Consider the following 21,416-nt stretch of genomic DNA (forward strand, 5'->3'; position numbering starts at 1 on the left):
ATATCTAACGCGCGTCCGCCAGAATCATCTCTGCGCCTTTCTCGGCAATCATCATTGTCGGCGCATTGGTGTTGCCCGAAGTGATCGTCGGCATGACCGAGGCATCGACGACGCGCAGGCCCCCGATCCCGGCAACACGTAAGCGGGCATCGACCACGCTGCCCATGGCCGCCGTTCCCACGGGATGGAAGATGGTCGTTCCGATCGCGCCCGCCGCGCGCTGCAAGTCTTCCTCGCTCTGGAAATCGGAACCCGGGCGCATTTCCTGCGGGGCATAGCGGGCAAGGGCAGGACGGGCGACGATCTCGCGCGTCAGCCGGATCGACTGGGCGGCTACCGTGCGGTCCTCATCGGCGGCGAGATAGTTCGGACGAATGCTGGGCGGCGCCTTGTGATCGGCACCGGTCACATGCGTGCTGCCCCGGCTTTGCGGCCGCAAGTTGCAGACGCTGGCGGTGAAGGCCGGAAACGGGTCCAGCCCGCCGCCGAAGGCTTCAAGGCTGAGCGGCTGGACGTGATATTCCAGGTTTGGCGTGGCATAATGCGGATGGCTGCGGGTGAAGACGCCGAGCTGGCTGGGCGCCATGGCCATCGGACCGCTGCGGCGCAGGGCATATTCCAGGCCGATCAGCGCCTTTCCGAAAAGACTGGCGGCGCGCCGGTTGAGCGTGGAAACGCCGGTGACCTGCCACGCGCAGCGCAGTTGCAGGTGGTCCTGCAGATTTTCGCCCACTTGCGGCCGGTCCAGCAGCGTTTCGATGCCGAGGCCTGACAACCTCTGGGCGCAGCCGATGCCGCTGCGTTCGAGGATCGCAGGCGAGCCGATGGCGCCCGCGGAAAGGATGACCTCGTTTCCTGCCCGCGCCGTCAGGGATCGATCGCCCAGGCGATAGGCCACGCCTGCCGCGCGTCCGCTTTCGAAAAGGACCCGCTCGACCTCCGCTCCGGTTATCACCTTCAGGTTCGCGCGGCTGCGGACGGGCTTCAGAAAGGCGTCGGCCGCGCTCCAGCGCCAGCCCTTGCGCTGGGTGACCTGAAAGAAACCGGAACCTTCGTTGTCTCCGCAATTGAAATCGGACACCGGCGCGATGCCCTGTTCGCCGCAGGCCTGCCGGAATGCTTCCAGGATGTCCCAGCGCAACCGCTGTTTTTCGACGCGGATCTCGCCGCCGCTGCCATGGTATGGGCCGGGGCCTTCGTAATGATCCTCGGCCCTGGTGAAATAGGGCAGGACGTCTTCCCAGCCCCATCCCGGATTGCCCGCCTGTCGCCACTGGTCGTAATCGGCGGTCTGGCCGCGCATGTAGATCATGCCGTTGATCGAGGAGCAGCCGCCCAGCACCCGCCCGCGCGGATACTTCAGGCTGCGGCCATTGAGGCCTGCCTCCGCATCGGTGGATAGGCACCAGTCGGTACGCGGGTTGCCGATGCAATAGAGATAGCCGACGGGAACGCGGATCCAGATGTAATTGTCCCTGCCGCCTGCTTCGAGCAGCAGGACCCGTCGGCGCGGATCGGCGCTCAGCCGGTTGGCGAGCACGCATCCGGCGCTGCCGCCGCCGACGACGATGTAGTCGAACTCTCCCATGGTCATGGGCTTAGGATGGATCGACATTCAGCCCATGCGGGCCTGCGAAGCGCGATGTCCTGCGCTTCGGTGCTCACGGACCGAAAGTCCGCTGCGCTCCAATGCTCGAAAATCACGCTTCTCGGCTCCACCTGGACTGAATGTCGATCCACCCTAAGGCCGCCGGTTTGGGGCGATCAAGCATTCCGCTTCTCACCGCCCCGGCGATGCGCAAAGCCTGCATGGGCGAGGCTTGGGGGACCGTGCCGTTAAATTCCTGCAACACTCTGTCCTCGGCCCGGATCATGGCGAATACACGCGCCACCGAACGCAGTATCGGACGAGTAGAGGACGGCGCTCCGGCGTCGTTCATACGGGGGCCGTCGATGCAGGGGATCGATTTTTCGTCGGGGGGCGAAAGTCGATCCGGGGCGGGAGCGCGGCCAGTGCCGCGCTCGGGACACGCTTCCATCGGCGGCTCATTTTTTCCGTTTCATTGGCCGAGAGCCGTCCGGCGTCATGGCTGGGATTGTGCCGGTTGTTGGGCCGTTTGGGGCTGGGCCGAAACCGGGGCCAGATGATCGGGATCGGGACGACTCCAGACGCCGATGGAAAGCCACAGAATCACGATGGCGATGGCGAAAACGCCGAAGATCGCCGCGAGAATGTGCGGAAGGATCGGCAGACTGCCGTTTCCGATCGGCCGGTGGCCCCCCGGCAGGGCGCGTGACGTGGCGGATGGGGCTGCATTTGCCGGATTCGTATCGGCCTGATCCTGCATACCGTGCTCTTCCTCTCCATGAGGATCCTGCGCCGCCCGTGGGGCCGCGTCGGTCCTTCTCGTTTCTCCCGAGCACAGATCACGGCAATATTGCTGCGCTGGCAAGCTGTTTTATCGGAGAGGGCGTTTCCCGAGGCTAGCCGCCCAGCGCGTGTTCCTCGGCCGTGACGGGATGGCCCTGTGGCGGAGACTGTTCCCACCAGGCCCGTGAAATCCAGATCGCGGACATCGCCAGAATGGCAAGGATGAGGCTGGCGATCAGGACATAGCGCACGATATGGGGCGTACTGCCCGAGCGGGCTTCGTCCTCGTCCAGATGAACTTCATCACCGACGCGTTGCATCTTGGCTCTCCCATGGCCCTGAGGCATTTTCGGGAGCGGCTCTGCGGCCGCTGTACATTGAGGGCCAACCGTATCAACGCCGCAAGGTGGCGTGGGGTTCCCGGGCTCAGTGGGGCGAGGCCGAGCCTAGCAATTCCAGGGTCCGGGCATCGCGCTGCCCATCGAAGAAAGCGTCCAGCGCGCGGGTGAAGCGTGCGCCGCCTTGCGCCGCTTCGAACAGGGTCATGGAACTGCGGAATTTCAGGGCATCGAGTTCGCCCAATATCGCTTCCGCGCTGCGCTCACCATGCCATCCGAGCATGACATCGGTGCATTCGTCGAGCCGGTGCCCCAGCAAGGGATGGGCAAGGTAGGCGCGGGCTTCCGGCAAACCCGAAATCGCATAGCGATGCGATGTCGGGCTCTGGCCCAGTCCGGCGATCTGCGGGAAGACATACCAGATCCAGTGGCTGTGCTTCTCCCCGCGTTCCAGTTCCGCCACCACGCGGGGGTAGTCGGGGGACTGGGCCTCGATGAAGCGCGCCAGCGTCTCCATGTCCTAGTTCGGGGTAGGAGCGGGCTCGGGCGTTTGGACGCCGGGCTGGGCCTGCGGATCGACGTCGCCGCGCTGCACGGCTTCGCGCGTATCGGCGGGGCCGCCCGTTTCGTCGGGGGCGTTCACGGCGCCGACGATCCAGATCGCGGAAAGCGCCACGACCACGAGGACGAGGCTGATCAGCAGGACATAGCGCACGACATTGGGCGTGGCGCCTGCGCGGGCATCGGTCTTCTCGACGTGGATTTCCTCGTTACGCGTGTCCATCGGCATCTCCCGGCCTGAAAGCGCTTCGATCAGCGCGATCTTGACGTTCTTCCCGAAGGTCAACGCATCGCATCCCGGCACGTTCCTTGCGGCTTCGGGGAGGTGGCCTGACGCTAGAACCTGACGCAAGAAGGGGCCGGATGCACCGGCATCCGACCCCTTCGAAACGCTCTGGCGAGCCCGGATCAGTCGCGCAGCAGCTCGTTGATGCCGGTCTTCGAACGGGTCTGCGCGTCCACCGTCTTGACGATCACGGCGCAGTAGAGCGACGGGCCGGGGGTGCCGTCTGGCAGGGGCTTGCCGGGCAGCGAGCCGGGGACGACCACCGAGTAGGGCGGAACCTTGCCGATGTGGACTTCGCCGGTCGCACGGTCGACGATCTTGGTCGAGGCGCCCAGGAACACGCCCATCGAGATCACCGCGCCTTCGCCCACGACGACGCCTTCGGCCACTTCCGAACGGGCGCCGATGAAGCAGTTGTCCTCGATGATGACCGGACCGGCCTGAAGCGGCTCAAGCACGCCGCCGATGCCGACGCCGCCCGAGATGTGGACGTTCTTGCCGATCTGGGCGCAGGAACCGACGGTGGCCCAGGTGTCGACCATGGTGCCTTCGCCGACGTAAGCGCCGATGTTCACGAAGCTGGGCATCAGCACGACGTTCTTCGAGATGTAGGTGCCGCGGCGGGCGACGGCGCCCGGAACCACGCGGAAACCGGCCTTGCGGAAGTCCTCGTCGGCCCAGCCGTCGAACTTCACGGGCACCTTGTCGAAGGCGGGCGCACCGCCGGCGCCGTGGGCGACCGGAGCATTGTCGTTGAGGCGGAACGAGAGCAGCACGGCCTTCTTCAGCCACTGGTTGACCTTCCAGCCACCCTGACCCTCGGGCTCGGCCACGCGTGCTGCGCCCGATTCGATCAGGCCGAGCGCTTCGTCGACAAGCTTGCGCACGTCGGCGCTGGCGGGCGTCACGGTGTCGCGGGCATCCCAGGCGGCTTCGATCGCGGTTTCGAGTTCGGACATGTTCGCGTCTCCAGAAAGTCGGCCAAAAGGCAGGTTTGCAGGCGCGCCTAGAGGGTGCGGGGGGCGAGGACAAGAAAGAAGGACTCGGGAGGCCATAAGCTGAGGCAAATGCCACTCGTCCCGATGAAGGGGCTTAGGGGGCGAAGACCGGCGCCAGCCTCAGCGTGCGGGCGTCAGCTTTGCCGAATCGATATGCCAGCGCAACTGGCCCGGGCTGGCGCCGTCGACGTCGTTCACGCGGCGGACGACGTAAGTGCCTTGAAAGCGCTGTCGCTTGCCATCGTCGAGCGTGGCTTCGACCGTCACCGGAACCGGCTGGTAGACCGAACCGGCACCGGCGTCGCCCGGCTCCAGCTTGCCGATGGTGACGCGGGTGGAGCGGGTATGGGCGAAGCCTTGTGCGAAAGCTGCCATGGTCTGGTTCGGCGGGCCGTCTTCGCCCCACTGCTGCCAGGCCGTCGCGAAATCGCCGGCGTTGAGCGCGGCGTAGTAGCGCTCGACCACGGCGGCGGCGGCTTCCTTGCTTTTGGGGTCGACGGCGCATTCGGGCATGGCATCGCCCTTGGAGGCAAAGAGCGCGCAGCTTCGTGCGATCTCGTCCTCGATCATGGCGCAGGAGTTGGCGACATTGCAGGGCGGGCGCGTGGCCGGGGAGACGGCACGGCACAAGTCGGCACGCTTCTGTGCGGCAGCGCCGCCGATGTCATCCGCGCAGGAGAGCGGGCCGGACCGGGGCGCGCCCGGCGCCGGTTGTGCAGCGACAGGAGGCGCTTGGGTCTGCTCCGGGTTCGTCGCGGTCGCCGAACGCTGCGGGCTGTCGCTTGCCGTTTCGCCCGCCATCTCGCCTGAGGGCGATCCGCAGGCCGAAAGGGCAAGCAGACAGGCCCAGGGCAGAACCTTCCCGAAGGAAATCGCGCGCGTGGTCATGATCTTCTCCCGTTCCGGCGGCACTGCTTCGGTGGCACTGCGTCCATGTTCCTCGACTATCTACGCGCGAGGGTGGGGCAAGTGCCCGCCGGAACCGGAAAAAGAATCCCTCAGGGCGCCATGAGTTCGCGCACGAAGCCGATCAGGCCGGTCTGGCGGGCGCGGCGCATGCGTTCGGCGGCGAGGATCTTCTTCACCTTTTCGAAGCAGGCCTCGATATCGTCGTTGACCACGACATAGTCGTAACCGTCCCAGTGGCTGATTTCCGAGCGGGCGCGTTCCATGCGGGCGGCGATCACTTCCATCGAATCGGTGCCCCGGCCGGTCAGGCGGCGGCGCAGTTCGTCGATGCTGGGCGGCAGCAGGAACACGCGCACGACGTCGCGCTCCAGCTTCTGGTAGAGCTGCTGGGTGCCCTGCCAGTCGATGTCGAAGAGGTAGTCCTGCCCGTCCTTCAGGCCCGCCTTCACTTGCGCCTTGGGCGTGCCGTAGCTGTGGCCGAAGACGTGCGCCCATTCCAGAAACTCGCCCTCGTCGACCATGCGATCGAACTCCGCCTTGCTGACGAAGTAATAGTCCTTCCCGTCCACTTCGCCTGGGCGGGGTGCCCGGGTGGTGCAGGACACCGAGTTGCAGATATGCGAATCGTGTTCGAGCAGCATGCGCGAGATCGTCGTCTTGCCCGCACCCGAGGGCGAGGACATGATGAGCATGAGGCCGCGCCGGGCGAGCGTGTCGGCGGGATTGTCGGGAGAGTTGACCATGTGCCCCGATGCCGCCGGTGGCCGCGCAAATCAAGAGGGTGCGTGTCCGTCGTCCCGGACGACGTCACTTCGCGTTTACAATGTCAATTCGGGGTCATTTGGTGAGCGTCGGCACCAGATCCGATTCGCCTTCGCCTTCTTCCGCCATGTCCGCGATCTGGCTTTCGCCGCGCGCCCGTTCCTTGCGCGCCCTGCTGCGTTCGAACAGCGTCTTGGCGGCAAGTCCGCCGACCACAAGCGCGGCACCGGGAACCGATCCCAGGGCCGCGCGGGCAATTATCGTGTGGACCATAGACTGGGTGAAGGAGCGTCCGCGCAGGATCTGCTTAGCTTTCTCCGGGGTGTAGCGCTTGCCGAGCAGGGCATGCTCCATCGCGCGACGGGCAAGGAAGGTGCCTCCACGCAAGGCGATGTCGGCAATGGCCAGATTGGTAGCCGTGTTCGGACTGGGGCCGCTGAGGGTAACGGCCTTATCCTTGGCCTTCACGGCAGTGTTCTTCACTGCCGTGCCAGCCTTGCTTACGCCTTTCCCGACGCTCTTGCCGATCTTGCGTGGAACTTTGGTGACGCCCATGGACCTTGCTTTCCCGGGCCTTCGGCTGCCCGCCTTACTTCTTCTTGCCGAAATCGACCGAAACGACGTTCGATCCGTCTTCGCTGGGAGTAATGCGCGAGGCGACATCCCGTTCCGAGTCGTTCTCGGGATGGGCGGCAAGCTCTTCGTCCTCGTCGTCGGACATCGCCTGGAACTGGAGGCCGAAATCGACCGCCGGATCCACGAAGGCCGTGATCGCGGAGAAGGGGATCACCAGCTTGGCGGGAAGCTGGTTGAAGCTCAGGCTTACGGTGAAACCGTCTTCCCGCACCGCCAGGTCCCAGAACTTGTTCTGCAGGACGATGGTCATCTCGTCCGGGAAGCGCGCCCGCAATTCGGCGGGAATCGAAACCCCCGGCGCCCCGGTCTTGAAGGTGATGTAGAAGTGGTGGTTCCCCGGCAGGATGCCATTGCTGGCTTCTACCTGGCCAAGCACGCGGCCCACGACGGCGCGCAGGGCCTCCTGCACGATCTCGTCGTAGGGGATCAGGCTGTCTGGTGGCGTATCGTTCATCGCGCCCTTGGTGCTCATGCTTCCATTGCCGGTCAAGCGTGTTCGAGCGTAAAATAGCACGTTCCGACGGGTTTTCCCTAGGTCGTTTGCGATAAGGACGACCAAAGATTACCCGGGAAACGCTTTTCGCGCACACTTGGTGCCGGGCGCAATTGATTCCCTGACATAGAGGGCTATAGGCGCTCCCATGCGCACAGCTTCGATCATTCGCAAGACTCACGAGACCGATATCGCCGTGGAGGTCAACCTCGACGGCAGCGGAGCCTATCAGGTCTCCACCGGGATCGGTTTCCTCGACCATATGATCGAGCAGTTCAGCCGCCATTCGCTGATCGACATCACCTGCCGCATCAAGGGCGACCTCCACGTCGACCAGCACCACACCACCGAGGACAGCGCCATCGCCATCGGCCAGGCGATCAGCCAGGCATTGGGCGACCGCGCCGGGATCGGCCGCTACGGCGATGTCCATTCGCCGATGGACGAGGCCCTGAGCCGCGTCTCGCTCGATATCTCGGGCCGCCCCTGGCTGGTCTGGAAGGCCGGTTTCACGCAGGACAAGCTGGGCGAGTTCGATACCGAGATGGTCGAGCACTGGTTCCACTCGATCGCGCAGGCGGTGGGCATCACGCTGCATATCGAGCTTCTCTACGGCACCAACAACCACCATATCTGCGAGGGTATCTTCAAGGGCTTCGCGCGCGCCATGCGCACGGCGGTAGAGCTGGACCCTCGCAAGGGCGGTGCGATTCCTTCCACCAAGGGCATTCTCGGGCAGGAGTCTCTCTGATGGCCAGCTTCATCGTCTCGCTCACCTACACCGCGCCGATCGAGGCGGTCGACGCGCTCTTGGAAAAGCACGTCGCCTGGCTGCGCGAGCAGCATGCTGCGGGCCATCTGCTGGGCTGGGGCCGCAAGGTCCCGCGCGAGGGCGGCATCCTGCTGGCGCGCGGCGAGAGCCGCGCCGCCGTGGAGGCGCTTGCGTCGCAGGATCCTTTCGTGAAGGGCGGTGTCGCCACGATCGAAGTGATCGAATGGGCACACGGCTTCCTCGACGACAGCATTTCCGGTCTCGCCGGATGACGGCAGGTCGCCCGGTCCTGGCGCTGATCGATTACGGCGCGGGCAACCTCTATTCGGTGGCCAATGCGCTGCGGGCGGCTGGGGCTGGAGAGGTAGCGATCACCGCCGATCCCGCGGTCGTGCGCGCGGCCGATCGCATCGTCCTGCCCGGCGTCGGCTCGTTCCGCGCCTGTGCCGAGGGGCTCTGGGGCATTCCCGGCATGGTCGAGGCGATGACCGAGCGCGTCCACGTCGGCGGCGCGCCGTTCCTGGGCATTTGCGTGGGCATGCAGCTTCTGGCCACGCGCGGCCTGGAGCACGGCGTGACCCGGGGGCTCGACTGGATCGGCGGCCAGGTCCAGATGATCGAGCGTACCGATCCCGCGATCAAGGTTCCGCACATGGGCTGGAACGACGTGCTGCTCGGCCGCAAGGATCCGGCGCAGGGCCTGATCGAAGCCGGCGAGGCCTACTTCCTGCATTCCTATCACTTCCAGCCCGACGACGGCGCGCATGTGGCGGCGATTACCGACCATGGCGGCGGCCTTGTCGCAGCCGTGGCGAAGGACAATGTCGTCGGGGTGCAGTTCCACCCCGAAAAGAGCCAGGGCTACGGCCTTTCGTTGCTGGCGCGGTTCCTGGAGTGGAAGCCGTGATGCCGGTGCCTTGCCTCGGGGGCTTCGACAAGCTCAGCCTGAGCGGGGAGGAGAGCGGGTCCGCTTCATGCAAACCGAAATACACCCAATCCCGCTCAGGCTGAGCTTGTCGAAGCCCATGCACAGCCTCCAGACCCCCAGGCCCCAGACCCTCAGGAACGCCAAGCCATGATCGTCTTCCCCGCCATCGACCTCAAGCAAGGGCAGGTCGTACGCCTTGCCGAAGGCGATATGGACCGTGCCACCGTCTACGGTGACAATCCCGCCGCGCAGGCCATGCTCTTTGCCGAAGCGGGTTCGCAGTACCTCCATGTCGTCGATCTCGACGGCTCTTTCGCGGGCCGGGCGGAAAACCGCGAAGCCGTGGAAGCGATCCTCGCAGCCTTTCCCGGACACGTCCAACTGGGCGGCGGCATCCGCACGCCCGAAGCCGTGGCAGGCTGGTTCGATCTGGGCGTGTCGCGCGTGGTCATGGGCACGGCAGCGCTGAAGGATCCGCAGTTCGTCAAGGACATGGCGCGCGAATATCCCGGCGGCATCGTCGTCGCGGTGGACGCGCGAGACGGCATGGTCGCGACCGAGGGCTGGGCGGAAGTCTCCGACGTGTCCATCGTCGACATGGCCCGCCGGTTCGAGGATGCGGGCGTGGCCTCGCTGCTCTTCACCGACATCGGCCGCGATGGCCTGCTCAAGGGCTGCAATATCGACGCCACCGTCGATCTCGCCCGTCGCACCGACCTGCCGGTGATCGCCAGCGGCGGCGTGAAGGGCCTGGACGACATCCGCCTGCTGGCGCTCCATGCCGGGGACGGGATCGAGGGTGTGATCACCGGCCGCGCGCTCTACGACGGCCGCCTGGACCTTGCCGCCGCCATCGCCATGGCCGAAAAGGCGTGAACGAGAACCGCCTCGTCGCGGTGCTGGCGCTGGCCATCTTCGTGCCGGGCGCGCTCTACGCCCTTCGCGACTTCCGCGAGGGGCGCGCCAGGCTGATGCTGTTCAGCCGCGCGCGCACGAAAGTGGAGACGACGCTTGCGGAGAACCGGCGCAAGTTCTGGGGCTATACCGCGTTCAACCTTGCGGTATGCCTGATCGTCGGCCTGTTCTGCGTGCTGCTGTTTTTCAAGCCGGTGGCGTGAGCCTGTGCCAAGGAGCCTCAAATGACCGTGCGCATCCGCGTCATTCCCTGCCTCGACGTTGCCAACGGGCGCGTGGTCAAGGGCGTGAACTTCGTCGATCTCGTCGATGCCGGCGATCCGGTGGAGCAGGCGCGGGCCTATGATGCCGCCGGGGCCGACGAACTCTGCTTCCTCGACATTTCCGCCAGCCACGAAGGACGCGGCACCCTGCTCGACGTGGTGCAGCGCACTGCCGAGGTCTGCTTCATGCCGCTGACCGTCGGCGGCGGCGTGCGCACGGCGGAGGATGCCCGCGCGCTGCTCCTGGCGGGCGCGGACAAGGTGGCGGTCAACTCCGCCGCCGTGTCGCGGCCGGAAGTGGTGGCCGACATTGCCGAGAAATTCGGCTCCCAATGCATCGTCGCCTCGGTGGACGCGCGCAAGGTGGCACCGGGCAAGTGGGAGATCTTCACCCACGGCGGCCGCAAAGCGACCGGGATCGATGCGCTGGAGCACGCGGTGAAGCTTGCGGACTACGGCGCGGGCGAACTGCTCGTCACCTCGATGGACGGTGACGGCACGCAGAACGGCTACGACCTCGAACTCACCCGCAGAATCGCGGAAAGCGTGTCGGTGCCGGTGATCGCCAGCGGCGGCGTGGGCAATCTCGACCATCTCGTGGCGGGGGTGACCCAGGGCAAGGCCAGCGCAGTGCTGGCAGCCTCGATCTTCCATTTCGGCAAGCACTCGATTGCGGAAGCCCATGCCGCGCTGCGCTCGGCGGGCCTGCCGGCACGGGGATAGACGCGCCGATTACAGATGACGTCGTCCCGGACTTGATCCGGGACCGCTGGCAAATCTTTAGGCGCTCGACTGCGCGCAAGGCGCGGCTCGGCCAGCGGTCCCGGATCAGGTCCGGGACGACGGTGGTCAATGCCCCGGATCGGGACAAGTGACGATCCCGGCTTGTCCTTTGCGGCCGCTGCGACCAAAGGTCGCATTAAGAGCATCGGACCAATGGTCGCCCCAAGAGTATCGCAGGAGCCCCCGTCTTGCCCTACACCCGGTCTTGCCGCCGCTGGCTGCCTGTCCTTGCGGCGGCCTTTCTCGCGCCGATCCCTGCTTTCGCGGCGGAAGCCACGCGCCTGCCGGAACCGAGCGGTCTGTTTCTCCTCGCCATGGGGGTGGCCGGTGTGGTGATAGGGCGGCGTTTTTCGCGTAATCGTCCCGACTGATGGTCCCTGTCTTACCGCGCCTGTCTTGACCGGGGCGCGCCGGGGCAGCATGGGCATGTCATGAGCAGCCCCGATACTCTCGCCCGCCTCGAAGCGACGATCGCCGCGCGCCGCGCCGCCGATCCTGACAGCAGCTATGTCGCGAAGCTCAATGCCCGGGGCATCGGCAAGATCGCCCAGAAGCTGGGTGAGGAAGCCACCGAAACCGTGATCGCCGCCCTCACCGAGGACGACAAGGCGCTGGTGGGCGAGGCTTCGGACCTGATCTTCCACCTCATGGTCCTGCTCGGCGCGCGCGGCGTGCCTTTCGATGCCGTGCTGGCCGAATTGGACCGGCGCGAAGGCGTGTCGGGCATTGCCGAGAAGGCCGCCCGTCCCCAGGCCTGATTTTCATTTTCCGGGAGAAGCCGATGCCGATCGATCCCAAGCTGCCTTACGACGACAACAACGTATTCGCGAAGATCCTGCGCGGCGAACTGCCGTGCAGCAAGGTCTATGAGGACGAGTTCGCACTGGCCTTCAACGATATCCGCCCCCAGGCACCGGTCCATGTGCTGGTGATCCCCAAGGCCGCCTATGTCTCGTGGGACGACTTCACCGCCAAGGCCGACGATGCCGAGATCGCCGGGTTCATGCGCGCGGTCGGCCATGTGACCCGTCAGCTGGAAATGGACGGCCCGGGCTACCGCCTGATGGTGAACATGGGCACCAACGGCCATCAGGAAGTGCCGCATCTGCACGTCCATATCTTCGGTGGGCGCCAGTTCTTCCAGATGATCGCGGAATAACCGGGCAAAAGCCGGAAGAACAACCGTCGTCCCGGACCTGATCCGGGACCGCTGGCCAAGCCGCGCCTTGCGCGCAGTCGAGCGCCTGAAGATCTGCCAGCGGTCCCGGAGCAAGTCCGGGACGACGCGTTGGTCGGAAATTGAACAAATTCGACAATTACGACGCAATTAACCGTCCTTTCGCCCGCGCGCACCGGATAAGTGCGACGAACGGATTGCACTGCGCCCGCCGCCCGCTACACAACCGGCAGCATGAGCAGCGACCCTCTTCCCCCCGGCGGCGTCCTTGACGGAGCGCTTCACCGCTATGCGCTTCGCGTGTTCTACGAGGACACCGACGCAGGCGGGGTGGTCTATCATGCCAACTACATCCGCTGGTTCGAGCGCGCGCGCTCCGATCTGCTCGACATGCTGGGCATCGACCAGCGGGCGGCGCTGGAGTCCGGGGAAGGGCTCTACACCGTCGCGGAAGTGAATATCCGCTACCTCTCGCCCGCACGTCTGGGCGACGGGGTGGTGATCGATACCCATGCGCTGCAGGTCGGACGGGTCAGTTGCACCCTCCGGCAAGTTGCGCGGCGTGGAGAAATCCGCCTTGCCGAAGCCACGGTAAAGGTCGGGTTCATCAGTCCTGAAGGACGACCGCGCAAACAGCCCGCCGCTTGGCAACATGCTTTCGCCTCGCTCATGCAAGAGCATCCGAGAGGACCAGAATGACTTTTGAAATGCTCGCCTCTGCCGTCACCATCGGCAGCGATTCGGACCACCTCAACCCGGTAAAGCTGTTCCTTCACGCCGATATCGTCGTGCAGTCGATCATGGCGGGCCTGATCCTGGCGAGCGTCTGGGTCTGGACGATCATCATCACCTTCATGCTGCGCATCGGCAGCCTCAACCGCAAGTGCGCGGAATATGAGGAAGGCTTCTGGGAAGCCCAGAATTTCGAGGCCTACCAGAAGGAGCGTCGCCGCGGCGACGTGCCGATGGGCAAGGTCGCCGGTGCCGGTCTTGCCGAATGGCGCCGCAACGCCGCCATGCCCAAGTTCGATCCCGAAGGTGCGCGCGAGCGTATCGCGCTGGCCATGACCTCGTCCGTCGGCGAGGAAAGCGACCGTGTGTCCAACCGCCTGAACTTCCTGGCGACGGTCGGCTCGGTGGCGCCTTTCGTCGGCCTGTTCGGCACCGTCTGGGGCATCATGAACAGCTTCTTCCAGATCGGCCAGCAGCAGAATTCCTCGCTCGCGGTCGTCGCGCCCGGCATTTCCGAAGCGCTTTTCGCCACGGCCATCGGCCTCTTCGCGGCGATCCCGGCAGTCATCGCCTACAACCGCTTCTCGCACCGCGTGAACCTGTTCGAATCGCGCCTCCAGCGTTTTGCCGACCGCCTGCACTCCGCGCTCACGCGTGAGCTGGAGCAGCGCTGATGGGCATGGGCCTATCCGGCGGCGGCAGGCGAGGCGGACGCCGCGGGGGCGGCGGACGCACCCCCATGGCCGAAATCAACGTGACGCCGCTGGTCGACGTCATGCTGGTGCTGCTGATCATCTTCATGGTCACCGCGCCGCTGCTCAAGGCGGCCGTGCCGATCGAGCTGCCCGACAGCCGGGCCAAGGCCATGAACGAGGAGCAGGACCAGATCACGATCTCGATCCAGCGCGACGGCACCGTCTACTACGAGACCGAGGCGCTGGCGCCGGGCGAGCTGGCGGAGCGTCTCTCCTCGGTGCCGGACGGCCCGGACGGCCGCAAGCCGCAAGTCACGCTGCGTGCCGACAAGGCGCTGGACTACGGCCGCGTGATCGACGTGATGGGCGAGCTCAACCATGCCGGTTTCACCTCGATCTCGCTGGTGACGGGTGTCAGCAGCGGTTCAGGCGGCTGAGTTAGGCTGGCACGATGGCAATGCTGGGATTGCGCAAGGACGAGGGGATCGGGCTCACGCTGGCGGTCGCGCTGCATCTGGCGGTGCTGGCGGCGATGGTGCTGCGTCCCGCGCAGAACGAAGTGGTGAAGCCGCCGCAGCGTATCGAAGTGACGTTGAGCGACCAGGTCGGCATGACTTCGACCTCCCCCGATCCGTTCAGTCAGGCTGCACCGGATATGGCCCCGGAACTGGGCGAGGCCGCGCCGCCTCCGGCGCCTGCGCCGGAGCCGGAACCCTTGCCGCAGCCTGAGCCGGTGCCTCCGGCGCCCGCGCCGCGCCCGCAGCCCCGTCCGCAGCCGCCCAGGCCGCAGCCGAAACCCGCTCCGGCGCCCAGGCCCGCGCCGCCGAAACCGGCACCGCCCAAGCCTGCACCGCCGAAGCCTGCTCCCAAGCCCGCGCCTCAGAAGACGCCTCAGAAGACACCGGCCAAGCCCGCCCCTAGCCGTGACAGCAGCGCGATCGACCGGATCGTCGGCAAGTCCGGCTCGGCGTCGAGCAAGGCCACCACGCCGCCCAAGAAGGCAGGCGGAAGCCGCGTCGGCGCCGATTTTCTTTCGGGTGTTTCGGGCGCCACGTCCACGCAGGGCAAGGGCCAGCCCGCCGCGGCGCTCGGCCCGGCGGCGGTTTCCGCGCTTAACGGTGCAATCAGCCGCCAGCTCAAGCCGCACTGGGCCGCGCCGCAGGGCGCCGATGCGGAACTTCTGGTGACCACCGTGCGCTTCCGCCTCAACAAGGACGGCAGTCTCGACGGCGATCCTCAAGTCCTGCGCACGACCGGCCAGAACGCGGCCAATTCGGCCCAGGTCCAGCGTCACCAGGAGCAGGCTATCCGCGCCGTGAAGCTTGCAGCTCCCTTCAATCTGCCGGAAGACCTCTACAACGGTTGGAAGGTCATCACGACCAACTTCGACAGAAGGCTATCGCAATGAAAAAGATAATCCGCCTCGCTGCACTTGGCCTGCTGCTCTCCGGTTCCGCGGCGGCATTTGCGCAGAGTGCGCCCCCGGTCCCGGCACCGCAGCCCGTCCCGGTCGGGCAACCGGCCCCCGCCGACGAGGACGGCGGCCTTCAGGTGACCGTCTCCGACGACAGCGACTGGCAGGACCTCGGTATCGCCATCACCACTTTCGCCACCGACGCGGATGTGCCCACCGGCACCAATGCGGGCTCTACCGCCGCGCTCGGCCGCGCGCTGTCGCAAGTCGTGGCGGCGGACCTCAAGAACAACGGCCTGTTCAAGCCTTCGGGCCCTGACGGTCTGCCGCAGCCTGCCTATGCGCAGATCCAGGCGCCGGACTTCCCGGTATGGTCGGCCCGCGCAGCCAACATGCTGGTCCAGGGCTACGTCCGCGCGGGTGCGGGCGGCCAGATCACGGTCGGCTGCTATCTCTACGACGTGGCGCTCAAGCAGCAGCTGGTGAAGGGCGGCTGGCAGGTTCCCCCCGCCGACTGGCGCCGCGCCGCGCACAAGTGCGCCGACATGGTCTATTCGCGCCTTTCCGGCGAAAGCCCGTTCTTCGATTCCAAGATCGCCTATATCGCCGAGACCGGTCCCAAGGACCACCGCATGAAGCGCCTGGCGATCATGGATTCGGACGGCGCCAACCACCGCTACCTGACCAGCGGTCAGTCCACCGCGCTGACCCCGCGCTATTCGCCGGACTATTCGAAGATCCTCTACCTGTCCTATCTCAACGGCCAGCCGAGCATCTACGTCTACGACCTTGCCAGCAATACCCAGAAGCTGATCGCCCGTACCGGCAACCCGACGATGGCGCCGCGCTGGTCGCCCGACGGCAAGTGGGTGCTCTATTCGATGGCCTCGGGCGGCAATACCGACATCTACCGCATTTCCTCGGCAGGCGGCGGCACCCCGCAGCGCCTGACCAATACGCCGGGCATCTCGATCGGCGGCTCCTACTCGCCCGACGGCAGCCAGATCGTGTTCGAGAGCGATCGTTCGGGCAACCAGCAGATCTACGTGATGAATGCGGACGGCTCCAACCAGCACCGCATCAGCTTCTTCGGCGGCCGTTCGGCAACGCCGGAATGGAGCCCGCGCGGAGACCAGATCGCCTTTACCCATGTAGCGGGCAACTTGCGTATCGCGGTGATGAGCCCGAGCGGCGGCGGCATGCGCCACCTCACGGATTCGTGGCAGGACGAGGCGCCGACCTGGTCGCCCAACGGCCGCATCATCCAGTTCTTCCGCACCGCCCGGGGCGCCGGAACCGCCTCGATCTGGCAGGTCGACCTCACCGGCCGGAACGAGCGCAAGCTGCCGACGCCGGTGGGCGCATCGGACCCGGCATGGGGCCCGGTTCGCCCCTGACGCTCCCTCGGGAGCTTCCCCTTGCCTTCCCTTTATCTGCCGCCTGAAACGGGCCGTCTCTGAAAAGAGACGTCCGTTCAGGTTGACAGCTTCCTGAATTACACGGAACTTCAACAAACGCAGGCCATTTATAATTGGCTGCGCACCATAGGAGATTGCCTCATGCCTGCCCTCATGTACCCCCGTCATGTGAAGACCGGGTCGACAATGCTCCTCCTCGCCGGGGCTCTTGCCATGTCGGCTTGCGCATCCAAGGCACCGAAGGAACTGCCGCCCGAGCCGGGCCCGGCCACCACCACGCCGACCGCCCCGCCGCCGAGCGGTCCGCAGCCGGGCAGCCAGGCCGACTTCATCGCCAAGATGATGGGTTCGGACACGATCTACTTCCAGCTGAACGAAGACACCGTCGATTCGACCGACCAGGCGGCGCTTTCGAAGCAGGCGCAGTGGCTGCAGCAGTACCCCAGCAAGCGCGCCACCATCGAAGGCCATGCCGACGAGCGCGGCACCCGCGAATACAACCTCGCGCTGGGTGAGCGCCGCGCCAATGCTGCGAAGAACTACCTGATCAGCCTGGGCATCGACGCCTCGCGCCTGAACACCGTGAGCTACGGCAAGGAACGTCCGATCGCTCTGGGTTCGGACGAAGCCTCCTGGGCACAGAACCGCCGCGCGGTGACTGTCACGATCGACTGATTGGGCGACTGATCTAGTCGTTGCAAGACATGAGAAAGGCCCGGTTCGCGCAAGCGAGTCGGGCCTTTTGCATGGCTGCGCTGCCATCTGCACTTGCATTGGCTTCCTCAGGGCAGGTATCGCCCACCGAATGAGTCGCGCAGGCAGATCGATGGACTGGGGTTTCCCGCGCTGGCGCAGCTACGGCAGCTCGCGCGAGGCTGCCGAAGTGCGCCTGTGCGACCGGCATGGCTGCAACGAACCGGGCAACTGCCCCGCGCCCAAGAGCCCCAATAGCCCCGATCGCTGGTATTTCTGCCAGAAGCACGCGGCGGAATACAACGCCGGGTGGGACTATTTCGCCGGCCTCGATGCCGAGGAAGCGGCGCGGCGGGAATCGGACGAGCGCACCGAAAGCGCCGGTTACAAGGAATCGGCACACTATGGCTGGGCCGGTTCCGGCGACGGCAGCCGAAGCCGCGACGAGTTGCGGGCTCTTGAAGCCCTGGGTCTCGACCCCGATGCCGACTTCGACGCCGTCCGCAAGGCCTGGCGCACCAAGGCCAAGGAAGTCCACCCGGACGTGAAGCCGGGTGATCCTGAGGCCGCCAAGGCCTTCCAGACCTATCAGCTTGCCTACGAAGTCCTGCGCGCGGCCGAAGATCGCCGCGAGTGGAAGGGCTGAGCTAAGGTAGCGGATAACGTCGTCCCGGACTTGATCCGGGACCGCTGGCAATCCTTTAGGCGAGAGCTTGAGGAAGGGAGCCTTGCCGAGAGTTGGGTGATGCGGGGCCAGCGGTCCCGGATCAAGTCCGGGACGACGGGTAATATCACCCGCCCCGGGATCACCCACCTCAGACCAAACACAAAGGGCGCGCCTTGCGGCGCGCCCTTCGCGTTTTTGCCATGTCTGACGTGCGCAGCGCTTACTTGGGCGAAAGCACCATCAGCATCTGGCGGCCTTCCATGCGCGGATAGGCTTCGATCTTGGCGATCTCGGCAACGTCTTCCTGCACGCGGCGCAGCAGGTTCATGCCCAGCTGCTGGTGCGAAAGCTCGCGGCCGCGGAAACGCAGGGTGACCTTGACCTTGTCCCCGTCACCGATGAAGCGGACGACGTTACGCATCTTGGTATCGTAGTCGTGGTCATCGATGTTCGGACGCATCTTGATCTCCTTGATCTCCTGCGTCTTCTGGGTCTTGCGCGCGGCATTGGCCTTTTTCTGGGCCTCGTACCGGAACTTGCCAACATCCAGGAACTTGCACACCGGCGGATCCGCGTTGGGCGAGACTTCGACCAGGTCGAGGCCGACCTCGGCCGCCTGCTCGATCGCCTGGCGCGTGTACATGACGCCGATATTCTCGCCGTCCTGGTCGATCACGCGGACCTTGTCCGACTGGATCATGTTATTGTAGCGCGGTCCGCTCTTGACCGGTGGCGTCATCATACGCCGGGGTGGGGGTGCTATAAGCGTTCTCCTGAATCGTTTCTGTCGCTAGGCGAGTGCGGGCGTCATTAATGCGAATCGTCTCGACACGCAAAGCACGATTTCGCGTAAATTCTACAGGACGCGCCGCAAGTGAAATAGGGCCATATGAAATGGCCATTACACATATAGGGTTTCAGGCAGCCGCGCGCCAGAGGGGGTAGCGCAGCAACTGGTCCTTCGCCGCCAGGAGCGCATCGATTTCCTCGGCCGGTTGCAGGGCTTTCAGGATCGCCGGATCGGCCGCGTCCATGCCGCCGGTGAGGGCGCCGAAAGCCGGCAGGATCAGGCGGTTGCCGCTGTGGACCACGCAAGGGCGCGCGATCCGGCGGCCTCTGGCATTGATGATCAGGCGCGGGTGGAAATGGCCGGAAAGTTCCGGCCCGGTCGTGCCCGGCCGCGCTTCGTGCCGCAGGGCGATGCCGTTCACTTCGACTTCCTCCACCAGCGTCCCTCCGGCCTCGCTGCCGAGGTGGGAATCGTGGTTGCCGGTGATCCACACCCAGTCGAGCGCGCGGGTGAGGGCGCCGAGCATCCCGGCGGCATGGGGTTCGAGCCGCTCCGTTCCCTTGCTGTCGTGAAAATTGTCGCCAAGCGCGAAGACCCTGCGGGCACCGGTGCGGCGCACGGCAAGGGCGAGGCGTTCCAGCGTTTCGCGGCTGTCGTAAGGCGGCAGCATCTGGCCGCCTTTCGCGTAGAAGCTGGCCTTTTCGAGGTGCAGGTCCGCCACCAGCAGCGCCTGTTCGCGCGGCCAGTAGAGCGCAGGCCCGCTGCCATGTCCGGCAGGACCGGGAACGAGCTGCAATTCCTGCGTCCAGAACGAAAAGGGAACCATGGCTTTTCCTTGCCGCAGGCCCGTCGTTTTGGCAAGCGCCCGGCGGAAGGGGATTTGCACATGAACGACTGGACCGCCCAAACCGAACGTGCCCGCGACTGGTTCGAAACGCTGCGCGACCGTATCTGCGCGGAGTTCGAGGCGATCGAGCGCGAGGCGGGTTCCGCGGCTGCCTTCGAATATGCGCCCTGGAAGCGGGCCGCCGTCGAAGGCGGGGAAGAAGGCGAGACCGGCGGCGGCACGCGCGGCCTCATGAAGGGCCAGGTCTTCGAGAAAGTCGGCGTCAACGTTTCCACCGTGGTCGGATCGCTGTCGAAGGACTTCGCGGGCTCGATCAACGGCGCCTCGGCCGAGCAGAATGCCTTTTCCGCGACCGGCATCAGCCTGGTCGCCCACATGTCCAACCCGCACGTTCCCGCCGTTCACATGAACACGCGGTTCCTCACGACGACCAAGGCCTGGTTCGGCGGCGGCGCGGATCTCAACCCGCCGATCCCTTATGAAGAGGACACCGCCGCGTTCCACGCGCAGCTCAAGGCGGCCTGTGATGCCCATGGCGAGGGTTACTATGACCGCTACAAGGCCTGGGCCGACGACTATTTCTACATTCCCCACCGCAAGGTCCATCGCGGCGTAGGCGGCATTTTCTACGACCATCTGGAATGCCCAGACGAAGCGGCGTGGGAAGCGAATTTCGCCTTCACCCGCGCGGTGGGCGAGGCGTTCCTGGCCGTTTTCCCGCGCCTCGTGCGGGCGCGCATGGGCATGGACTTCACGCCGCAGGACAAGGCGCGCCAGCTGGAATGGCGCGGGCGCTATGCCGAATTCAACCTGGTCTACGACCGGGGGACGCTGTTCGGCCTCAAGACCGGCGGCAATATCGACGCGATCCTGATGAGCCTGCCGCCCGAGGCGACCTGGTCCTGAATCGGCGCTTGTGCATTCGAGGCAAAGCTGAAAGGCTCGCCGGTGTCCTAATCGGCGCGCAGCCCTGCACCTATCTTGCGCGCCGACAGCAAGCATAGAAGGACTGCCTCCATGGATCTCAAGATTGCCGGAAAGACCGCACTCGTCACCGGATCGACCGCCGGTATCGGCCTTGCCATTGCCGCCAAGCTCGCGGACGAGGGCGCCGAGGTCATCGTCACCGGCCGCAATCAGGCCAAGCTCGATGCCGCGGCGCAGACCGTCGGCCAGTTGGGCAAAGTGCGCGCGGTCCTGGCCGACCCGGCCACCGAAGAGGGCGCGAAGGCCCTGATCGCGGCGGTTCCGCAAGTGGACATCCTCGTCAACAACCTCGGCATCTACGAGGCGCGGCCCTTCGTGGAAATCACCGACGCGGAATGGCGCAATTTCTTCGAGGTCAATGTGCTCAGCGGCGTGCGCCTGTCGCGCCACTATTTCCCCGGCATGCTGGAGCGCACCTGGGGCCGGGTGATCTTCATCTCCAGCGAGAGCGGGCTGATGACGCCGGGCGAGATGGTCCACTACGGCATGACCAAGACCGCGCAGCTCGCCGTGGCGCGCGGCATGGCCGATGCCACGCGCGGCACCCAGGTGACCGTGAACTCGGTGCTGCCGGGGCCGACCCGTTCGGAAGGGATCGTCGAGTTCATCCGCTCGGTGGTCGAGAACAAGGACGCCTCCGAGGCCGAGCGTGAAGCGGAGTTCTTCTCGAAGCTGCGTCCGCTTTCGCTGATCCGCCGCTTGATCGAGGCGGACGAAGTCGCGGCGATGACTGCCTTCCTCGCCAGCCCCCTGGCCTCCGCCACCAATGGCGCAGCGATAAGGGCCGAAGGCGGCATCCTCCCCACCATCGCCTAGGACGGACCGACATTCAGCCCATGCGGGCCTGCGAAGCGCGATGTCCTGTGCTTCGGTGCTCACGGACCGAAAGTCCGCTGCGCTCCGATGCTCGGAAATCACGCTTCTCGGCTCCACCTGAACTGAATGTCGATCCGTCCCTGTGCGTTGGCACAAAAAGGGGGC

30 protein-coding genes are annotated in these 21,416 nt (G+C 65.7%); 18 read left to right on the forward strand and 12 right to left on the reverse strand.

What is annotated here, in order from left to right:
- Positions 1 to 4: 4 nt before the first annotated feature.
- The 10 genes from NTCA1_RS19135 to NTCA1_RS19180 form a co-directional block, all read right to left on the reverse strand.
- Entirely contained in the window at positions 5 to 1,588 is a 1,584-nt protein-coding gene (locus NTCA1_RS19135) for a GMC family oxidoreductase (protein ID WP_159831562.1), read from the reverse strand.
- Positions 1,589 to 2,084: 496 nt separating this feature from the next.
- Positions 2,085 to 2,348: a hypothetical protein gene (locus NTCA1_RS19140; RefSeq protein ID WP_159831479.1), complete on the reverse strand. Its 264-nt coding sequence runs from the start codon at positions 2,346 to 2,348 to the stop codon at positions 2,085 to 2,087.
- 136 nt (positions 2,349 to 2,484) lie between these two features.
- Positions 2,485 to 2,691, reverse strand: coding sequence for a hypothetical protein (locus tag NTCA1_RS19145; protein WP_133083456.1), 207 nt, complete (start codon positions 2,689 to 2,691; stop codon positions 2,485 to 2,487).
- 106 nt (positions 2,692 to 2,797) lie between these two features.
- On the reverse strand, positions 2,798 to 3,226 hold the full coding sequence (locus NTCA1_RS19150) for a DUF1810 domain-containing protein (protein WP_159831480.1): 429 nt from the start codon (positions 3,224 to 3,226) through the stop codon (positions 2,798 to 2,800).
- A 3-nt stretch (positions 3,227 to 3,229) separates the two neighbouring features.
- On the reverse strand, positions 3,230 to 3,556 hold the full coding sequence (locus NTCA1_RS19155; RefSeq protein ID WP_159831481.1) for a hypothetical protein: 327 nt from the start codon (positions 3,554 to 3,556) through the stop codon (positions 3,230 to 3,232).
- A gap of 122 nt (positions 3,557 to 3,678) precedes the next feature.
- Positions 3,679 to 4,515, reverse strand: coding sequence for a 2,3,4,5-tetrahydropyridine-2,6-dicarboxylate N-succinyltransferase (gene dapD / locus NTCA1_RS19160; protein ID WP_159831482.1), 837 nt, complete (start codon positions 4,513 to 4,515; stop codon positions 3,679 to 3,681).
- Between the two features lie 159 nt (positions 4,516 to 4,674).
- On the reverse strand, positions 4,675 to 5,442 hold the full coding sequence (locus NTCA1_RS19165) for a hypothetical protein (protein ID WP_236549466.1): 768 nt from the start codon (positions 5,440 to 5,442) through the stop codon (positions 4,675 to 4,677).
- 110 nt (positions 5,443 to 5,552) lie between these two features.
- Positions 5,553 to 6,206 (reverse strand): guanylate kinase, encoded by a 654-nt coding sequence (gmk, locus tag NTCA1_RS19170; RefSeq protein ID WP_086491215.1) that lies wholly within the window; start codon positions 6,204 to 6,206, stop codon positions 5,553 to 5,555.
- A 94-nt stretch (positions 6,207 to 6,300) separates the two neighbouring features.
- Positions 6,301 to 6,780, reverse strand: coding sequence for a hypothetical protein (locus NTCA1_RS19175; protein ID WP_086491216.1), 480 nt, complete (start codon positions 6,778 to 6,780; stop codon positions 6,301 to 6,303).
- A 34-nt stretch (positions 6,781 to 6,814) separates the two neighbouring features.
- The gene (locus NTCA1_RS19180; RefSeq protein WP_086491383.1) at positions 6,815 to 7,315 is read right to left on the reverse strand and encodes an SspB family protein; all 501 of its coding nucleotides are present in this window, start codon (positions 7,313 to 7,315) and stop codon (positions 6,815 to 6,817) included.
- Between the two features lie 187 nt (positions 7,316 to 7,502).
- Here NTCA1_RS19180 and hisB point away from each other — a divergent pair, with 187 nt between their 5' ends.
- From hisB to NTCA1_RS19260, 16 genes are all read left to right on the forward strand, one after another.
- Positions 7,503 to 8,105, forward strand: a complete 603-nt coding sequence (gene hisB, locus NTCA1_RS19185) for an imidazoleglycerol-phosphate dehydratase HisB (protein ID WP_086491217.1) — start codon at positions 7,503 to 7,505, stop codon at positions 8,103 to 8,105.
- Positions 8,105 to 8,398 carry a YciI family protein gene (locus NTCA1_RS19190; protein WP_086491218.1) on the forward strand — a complete coding sequence of 98 codons (294 nt, stop codon included), beginning with the start codon at positions 8,105 to 8,107 and terminating at the stop codon, positions 8,396 to 8,398. The genes hisB and NTCA1_RS19190 overlap by 1 nt, the downstream gene beginning before the upstream one ends.
- Positions 8,395 to 9,033 carry an imidazole glycerol phosphate synthase subunit HisH gene (gene hisH / locus NTCA1_RS19195; RefSeq protein WP_159831483.1) on the forward strand — a complete coding sequence of 213 codons (639 nt, stop codon included), beginning with the start codon at positions 8,395 to 8,397 and terminating at the stop codon, positions 9,031 to 9,033. The genes NTCA1_RS19190 and hisH overlap by 4 nt, the downstream gene beginning before the upstream one ends.
- Before the next feature lie 168 nt (positions 9,034 to 9,201).
- Positions 9,202 to 9,930 (forward strand): 1-(5-phosphoribosyl)-5-[(5-phosphoribosylamino)methylideneamino]imidazole-4-carboxamide isomerase, encoded by a 729-nt coding sequence (hisA, locus tag NTCA1_RS19200; protein WP_086491220.1) that lies wholly within the window; start codon positions 9,202 to 9,204, stop codon positions 9,928 to 9,930.
- Complete coding sequence (locus NTCA1_RS19205) at positions 9,927 to 10,172, forward strand: hypothetical protein (RefSeq protein WP_133083460.1); 246 nt, start codon at positions 9,927 to 9,929, stop codon at positions 10,170 to 10,172. Before hisA ends, NTCA1_RS19205 begins: the two co-directional genes overlap by 4 nt.
- A 21-nt stretch (positions 10,173 to 10,193) precedes the next feature.
- Entirely contained in the window at positions 10,194 to 10,955 is a 762-nt protein-coding gene (gene hisF, locus NTCA1_RS19210) for an imidazole glycerol phosphate synthase subunit HisF (protein WP_086491222.1), read from the forward strand.
- A gap of 248 nt (positions 10,956 to 11,203) precedes the next feature.
- Positions 11,204 to 11,386 carry a PEP-CTERM sorting domain-containing protein gene (locus NTCA1_RS19215; protein ID WP_236549467.1) on the forward strand — a complete coding sequence of 61 codons (183 nt, stop codon included), beginning with the start codon at positions 11,204 to 11,206 and terminating at the stop codon, positions 11,384 to 11,386.
- 60 nt (positions 11,387 to 11,446) lie between these two features.
- Positions 11,447 to 11,773 carry a phosphoribosyl-ATP diphosphatase gene (locus NTCA1_RS19220; protein ID WP_086491224.1) on the forward strand — a complete coding sequence of 109 codons (327 nt, stop codon included), beginning with the start codon at positions 11,447 to 11,449 and terminating at the stop codon, positions 11,771 to 11,773.
- A 23-nt stretch (positions 11,774 to 11,796) separates the two neighbouring features.
- Positions 11,797 to 12,174, forward strand: coding sequence for a histidine triad nucleotide-binding protein (locus tag NTCA1_RS19225; RefSeq protein WP_086491225.1), 378 nt, complete (start codon positions 11,797 to 11,799; stop codon positions 12,172 to 12,174).
- Between the two features lie 252 nt (positions 12,175 to 12,426).
- Positions 12,427 to 12,891 (forward strand): YbgC/FadM family acyl-CoA thioesterase, encoded by a 465-nt coding sequence (locus NTCA1_RS19230; protein WP_159831484.1) that lies wholly within the window; start codon positions 12,427 to 12,429, stop codon positions 12,889 to 12,891.
- Positions 12,888 to 13,598 carry a protein TolQ gene (gene tolQ / locus NTCA1_RS19235; RefSeq protein WP_086491227.1) on the forward strand — a complete coding sequence of 237 codons (711 nt, stop codon included), beginning with the start codon at positions 12,888 to 12,890 and terminating at the stop codon, positions 13,596 to 13,598. Before NTCA1_RS19230 ends, tolQ begins: the two co-directional genes overlap by 4 nt.
- Positions 13,598 to 14,056, forward strand: coding sequence for an ExbD/TolR family protein (locus NTCA1_RS19240; RefSeq protein WP_086491228.1), 459 nt, complete (start codon positions 13,598 to 13,600; stop codon positions 14,054 to 14,056). Before tolQ ends, NTCA1_RS19240 begins: the two co-directional genes overlap by 1 nt.
- A gap of 14 nt (positions 14,057 to 14,070) precedes the next feature.
- Entirely contained in the window at positions 14,071 to 15,027 is a 957-nt protein-coding gene (locus NTCA1_RS19245; RefSeq protein WP_159831485.1) for a hypothetical protein, read from the forward strand.
- Positions 15,024 to 16,430 carry a Tol-Pal system beta propeller repeat protein TolB gene (gene tolB, locus NTCA1_RS19250; RefSeq protein ID WP_086491230.1) on the forward strand — a complete coding sequence of 469 codons (1,407 nt, stop codon included), beginning with the start codon at positions 15,024 to 15,026 and terminating at the stop codon, positions 16,428 to 16,430. Before NTCA1_RS19245 ends, tolB begins: the two co-directional genes overlap by 4 nt.
- A 162-nt stretch (positions 16,431 to 16,592) precedes the next feature.
- Positions 16,593 to 17,126 carry a peptidoglycan-associated lipoprotein Pal gene (gene pal, locus NTCA1_RS19255; protein WP_236549468.1) on the forward strand — a complete coding sequence of 178 codons (534 nt, stop codon included), beginning with the start codon at positions 16,593 to 16,595 and terminating at the stop codon, positions 17,124 to 17,126.
- A gap of 130 nt (positions 17,127 to 17,256) precedes the next feature.
- Entirely contained in the window at positions 17,257 to 17,790 is a 534-nt protein-coding gene (locus NTCA1_RS19260; protein ID WP_086491232.1) for a J domain-containing protein, read from the forward strand.
- A 241-nt stretch (positions 17,791 to 18,031) separates the two neighbouring features.
- Here the strand turns inward: NTCA1_RS19260 and infC are convergent, their stop codons facing one another.
- Complete coding sequence (gene infC, locus NTCA1_RS19265) at positions 18,032 to 18,553, reverse strand: translation initiation factor IF-3 (RefSeq protein WP_086491233.1); 522 nt, start codon at positions 18,551 to 18,553, stop codon at positions 18,032 to 18,034.
- Positions 18,554 to 18,728: 175 nt separating this feature from the next.
- A complete protein-coding gene (pdeM, locus tag NTCA1_RS19270) occupies positions 18,729 to 19,427 on the reverse strand; it encodes a ligase-associated DNA damage response endonuclease PdeM (protein ID WP_159831486.1) in 699 nt (232 codons plus the stop codon).
- Between the two features lie 60 nt (positions 19,428 to 19,487).
- On the opposite strand from pdeM, the gene hemF reads away from it, so the two are divergent.
- Positions 19,488 to 20,354, forward strand: coding sequence for an oxygen-dependent coproporphyrinogen oxidase (gene hemF, locus NTCA1_RS19275; protein WP_159831487.1), 867 nt, complete (start codon positions 19,488 to 19,490; stop codon positions 20,352 to 20,354).
- A gap of 111 nt (positions 20,355 to 20,465) precedes the next feature.
- Entirely contained in the window at positions 20,466 to 21,251 is a 786-nt protein-coding gene (locus NTCA1_RS19280) for an SDR family NAD(P)-dependent oxidoreductase (protein WP_159831488.1), read from the forward strand.
- Positions 21,252 to 21,416: the final 165 nt, after the last annotated feature.

The organism is Novosphingobium sp. TCA1 (genome assembly GCF_009811895.1).
Classification (GTDB): Bacteria; Pseudomonadota; Alphaproteobacteria; order Sphingomonadales; family Sphingomonadaceae; genus Novosphingobium; species Novosphingobium panipatense_A.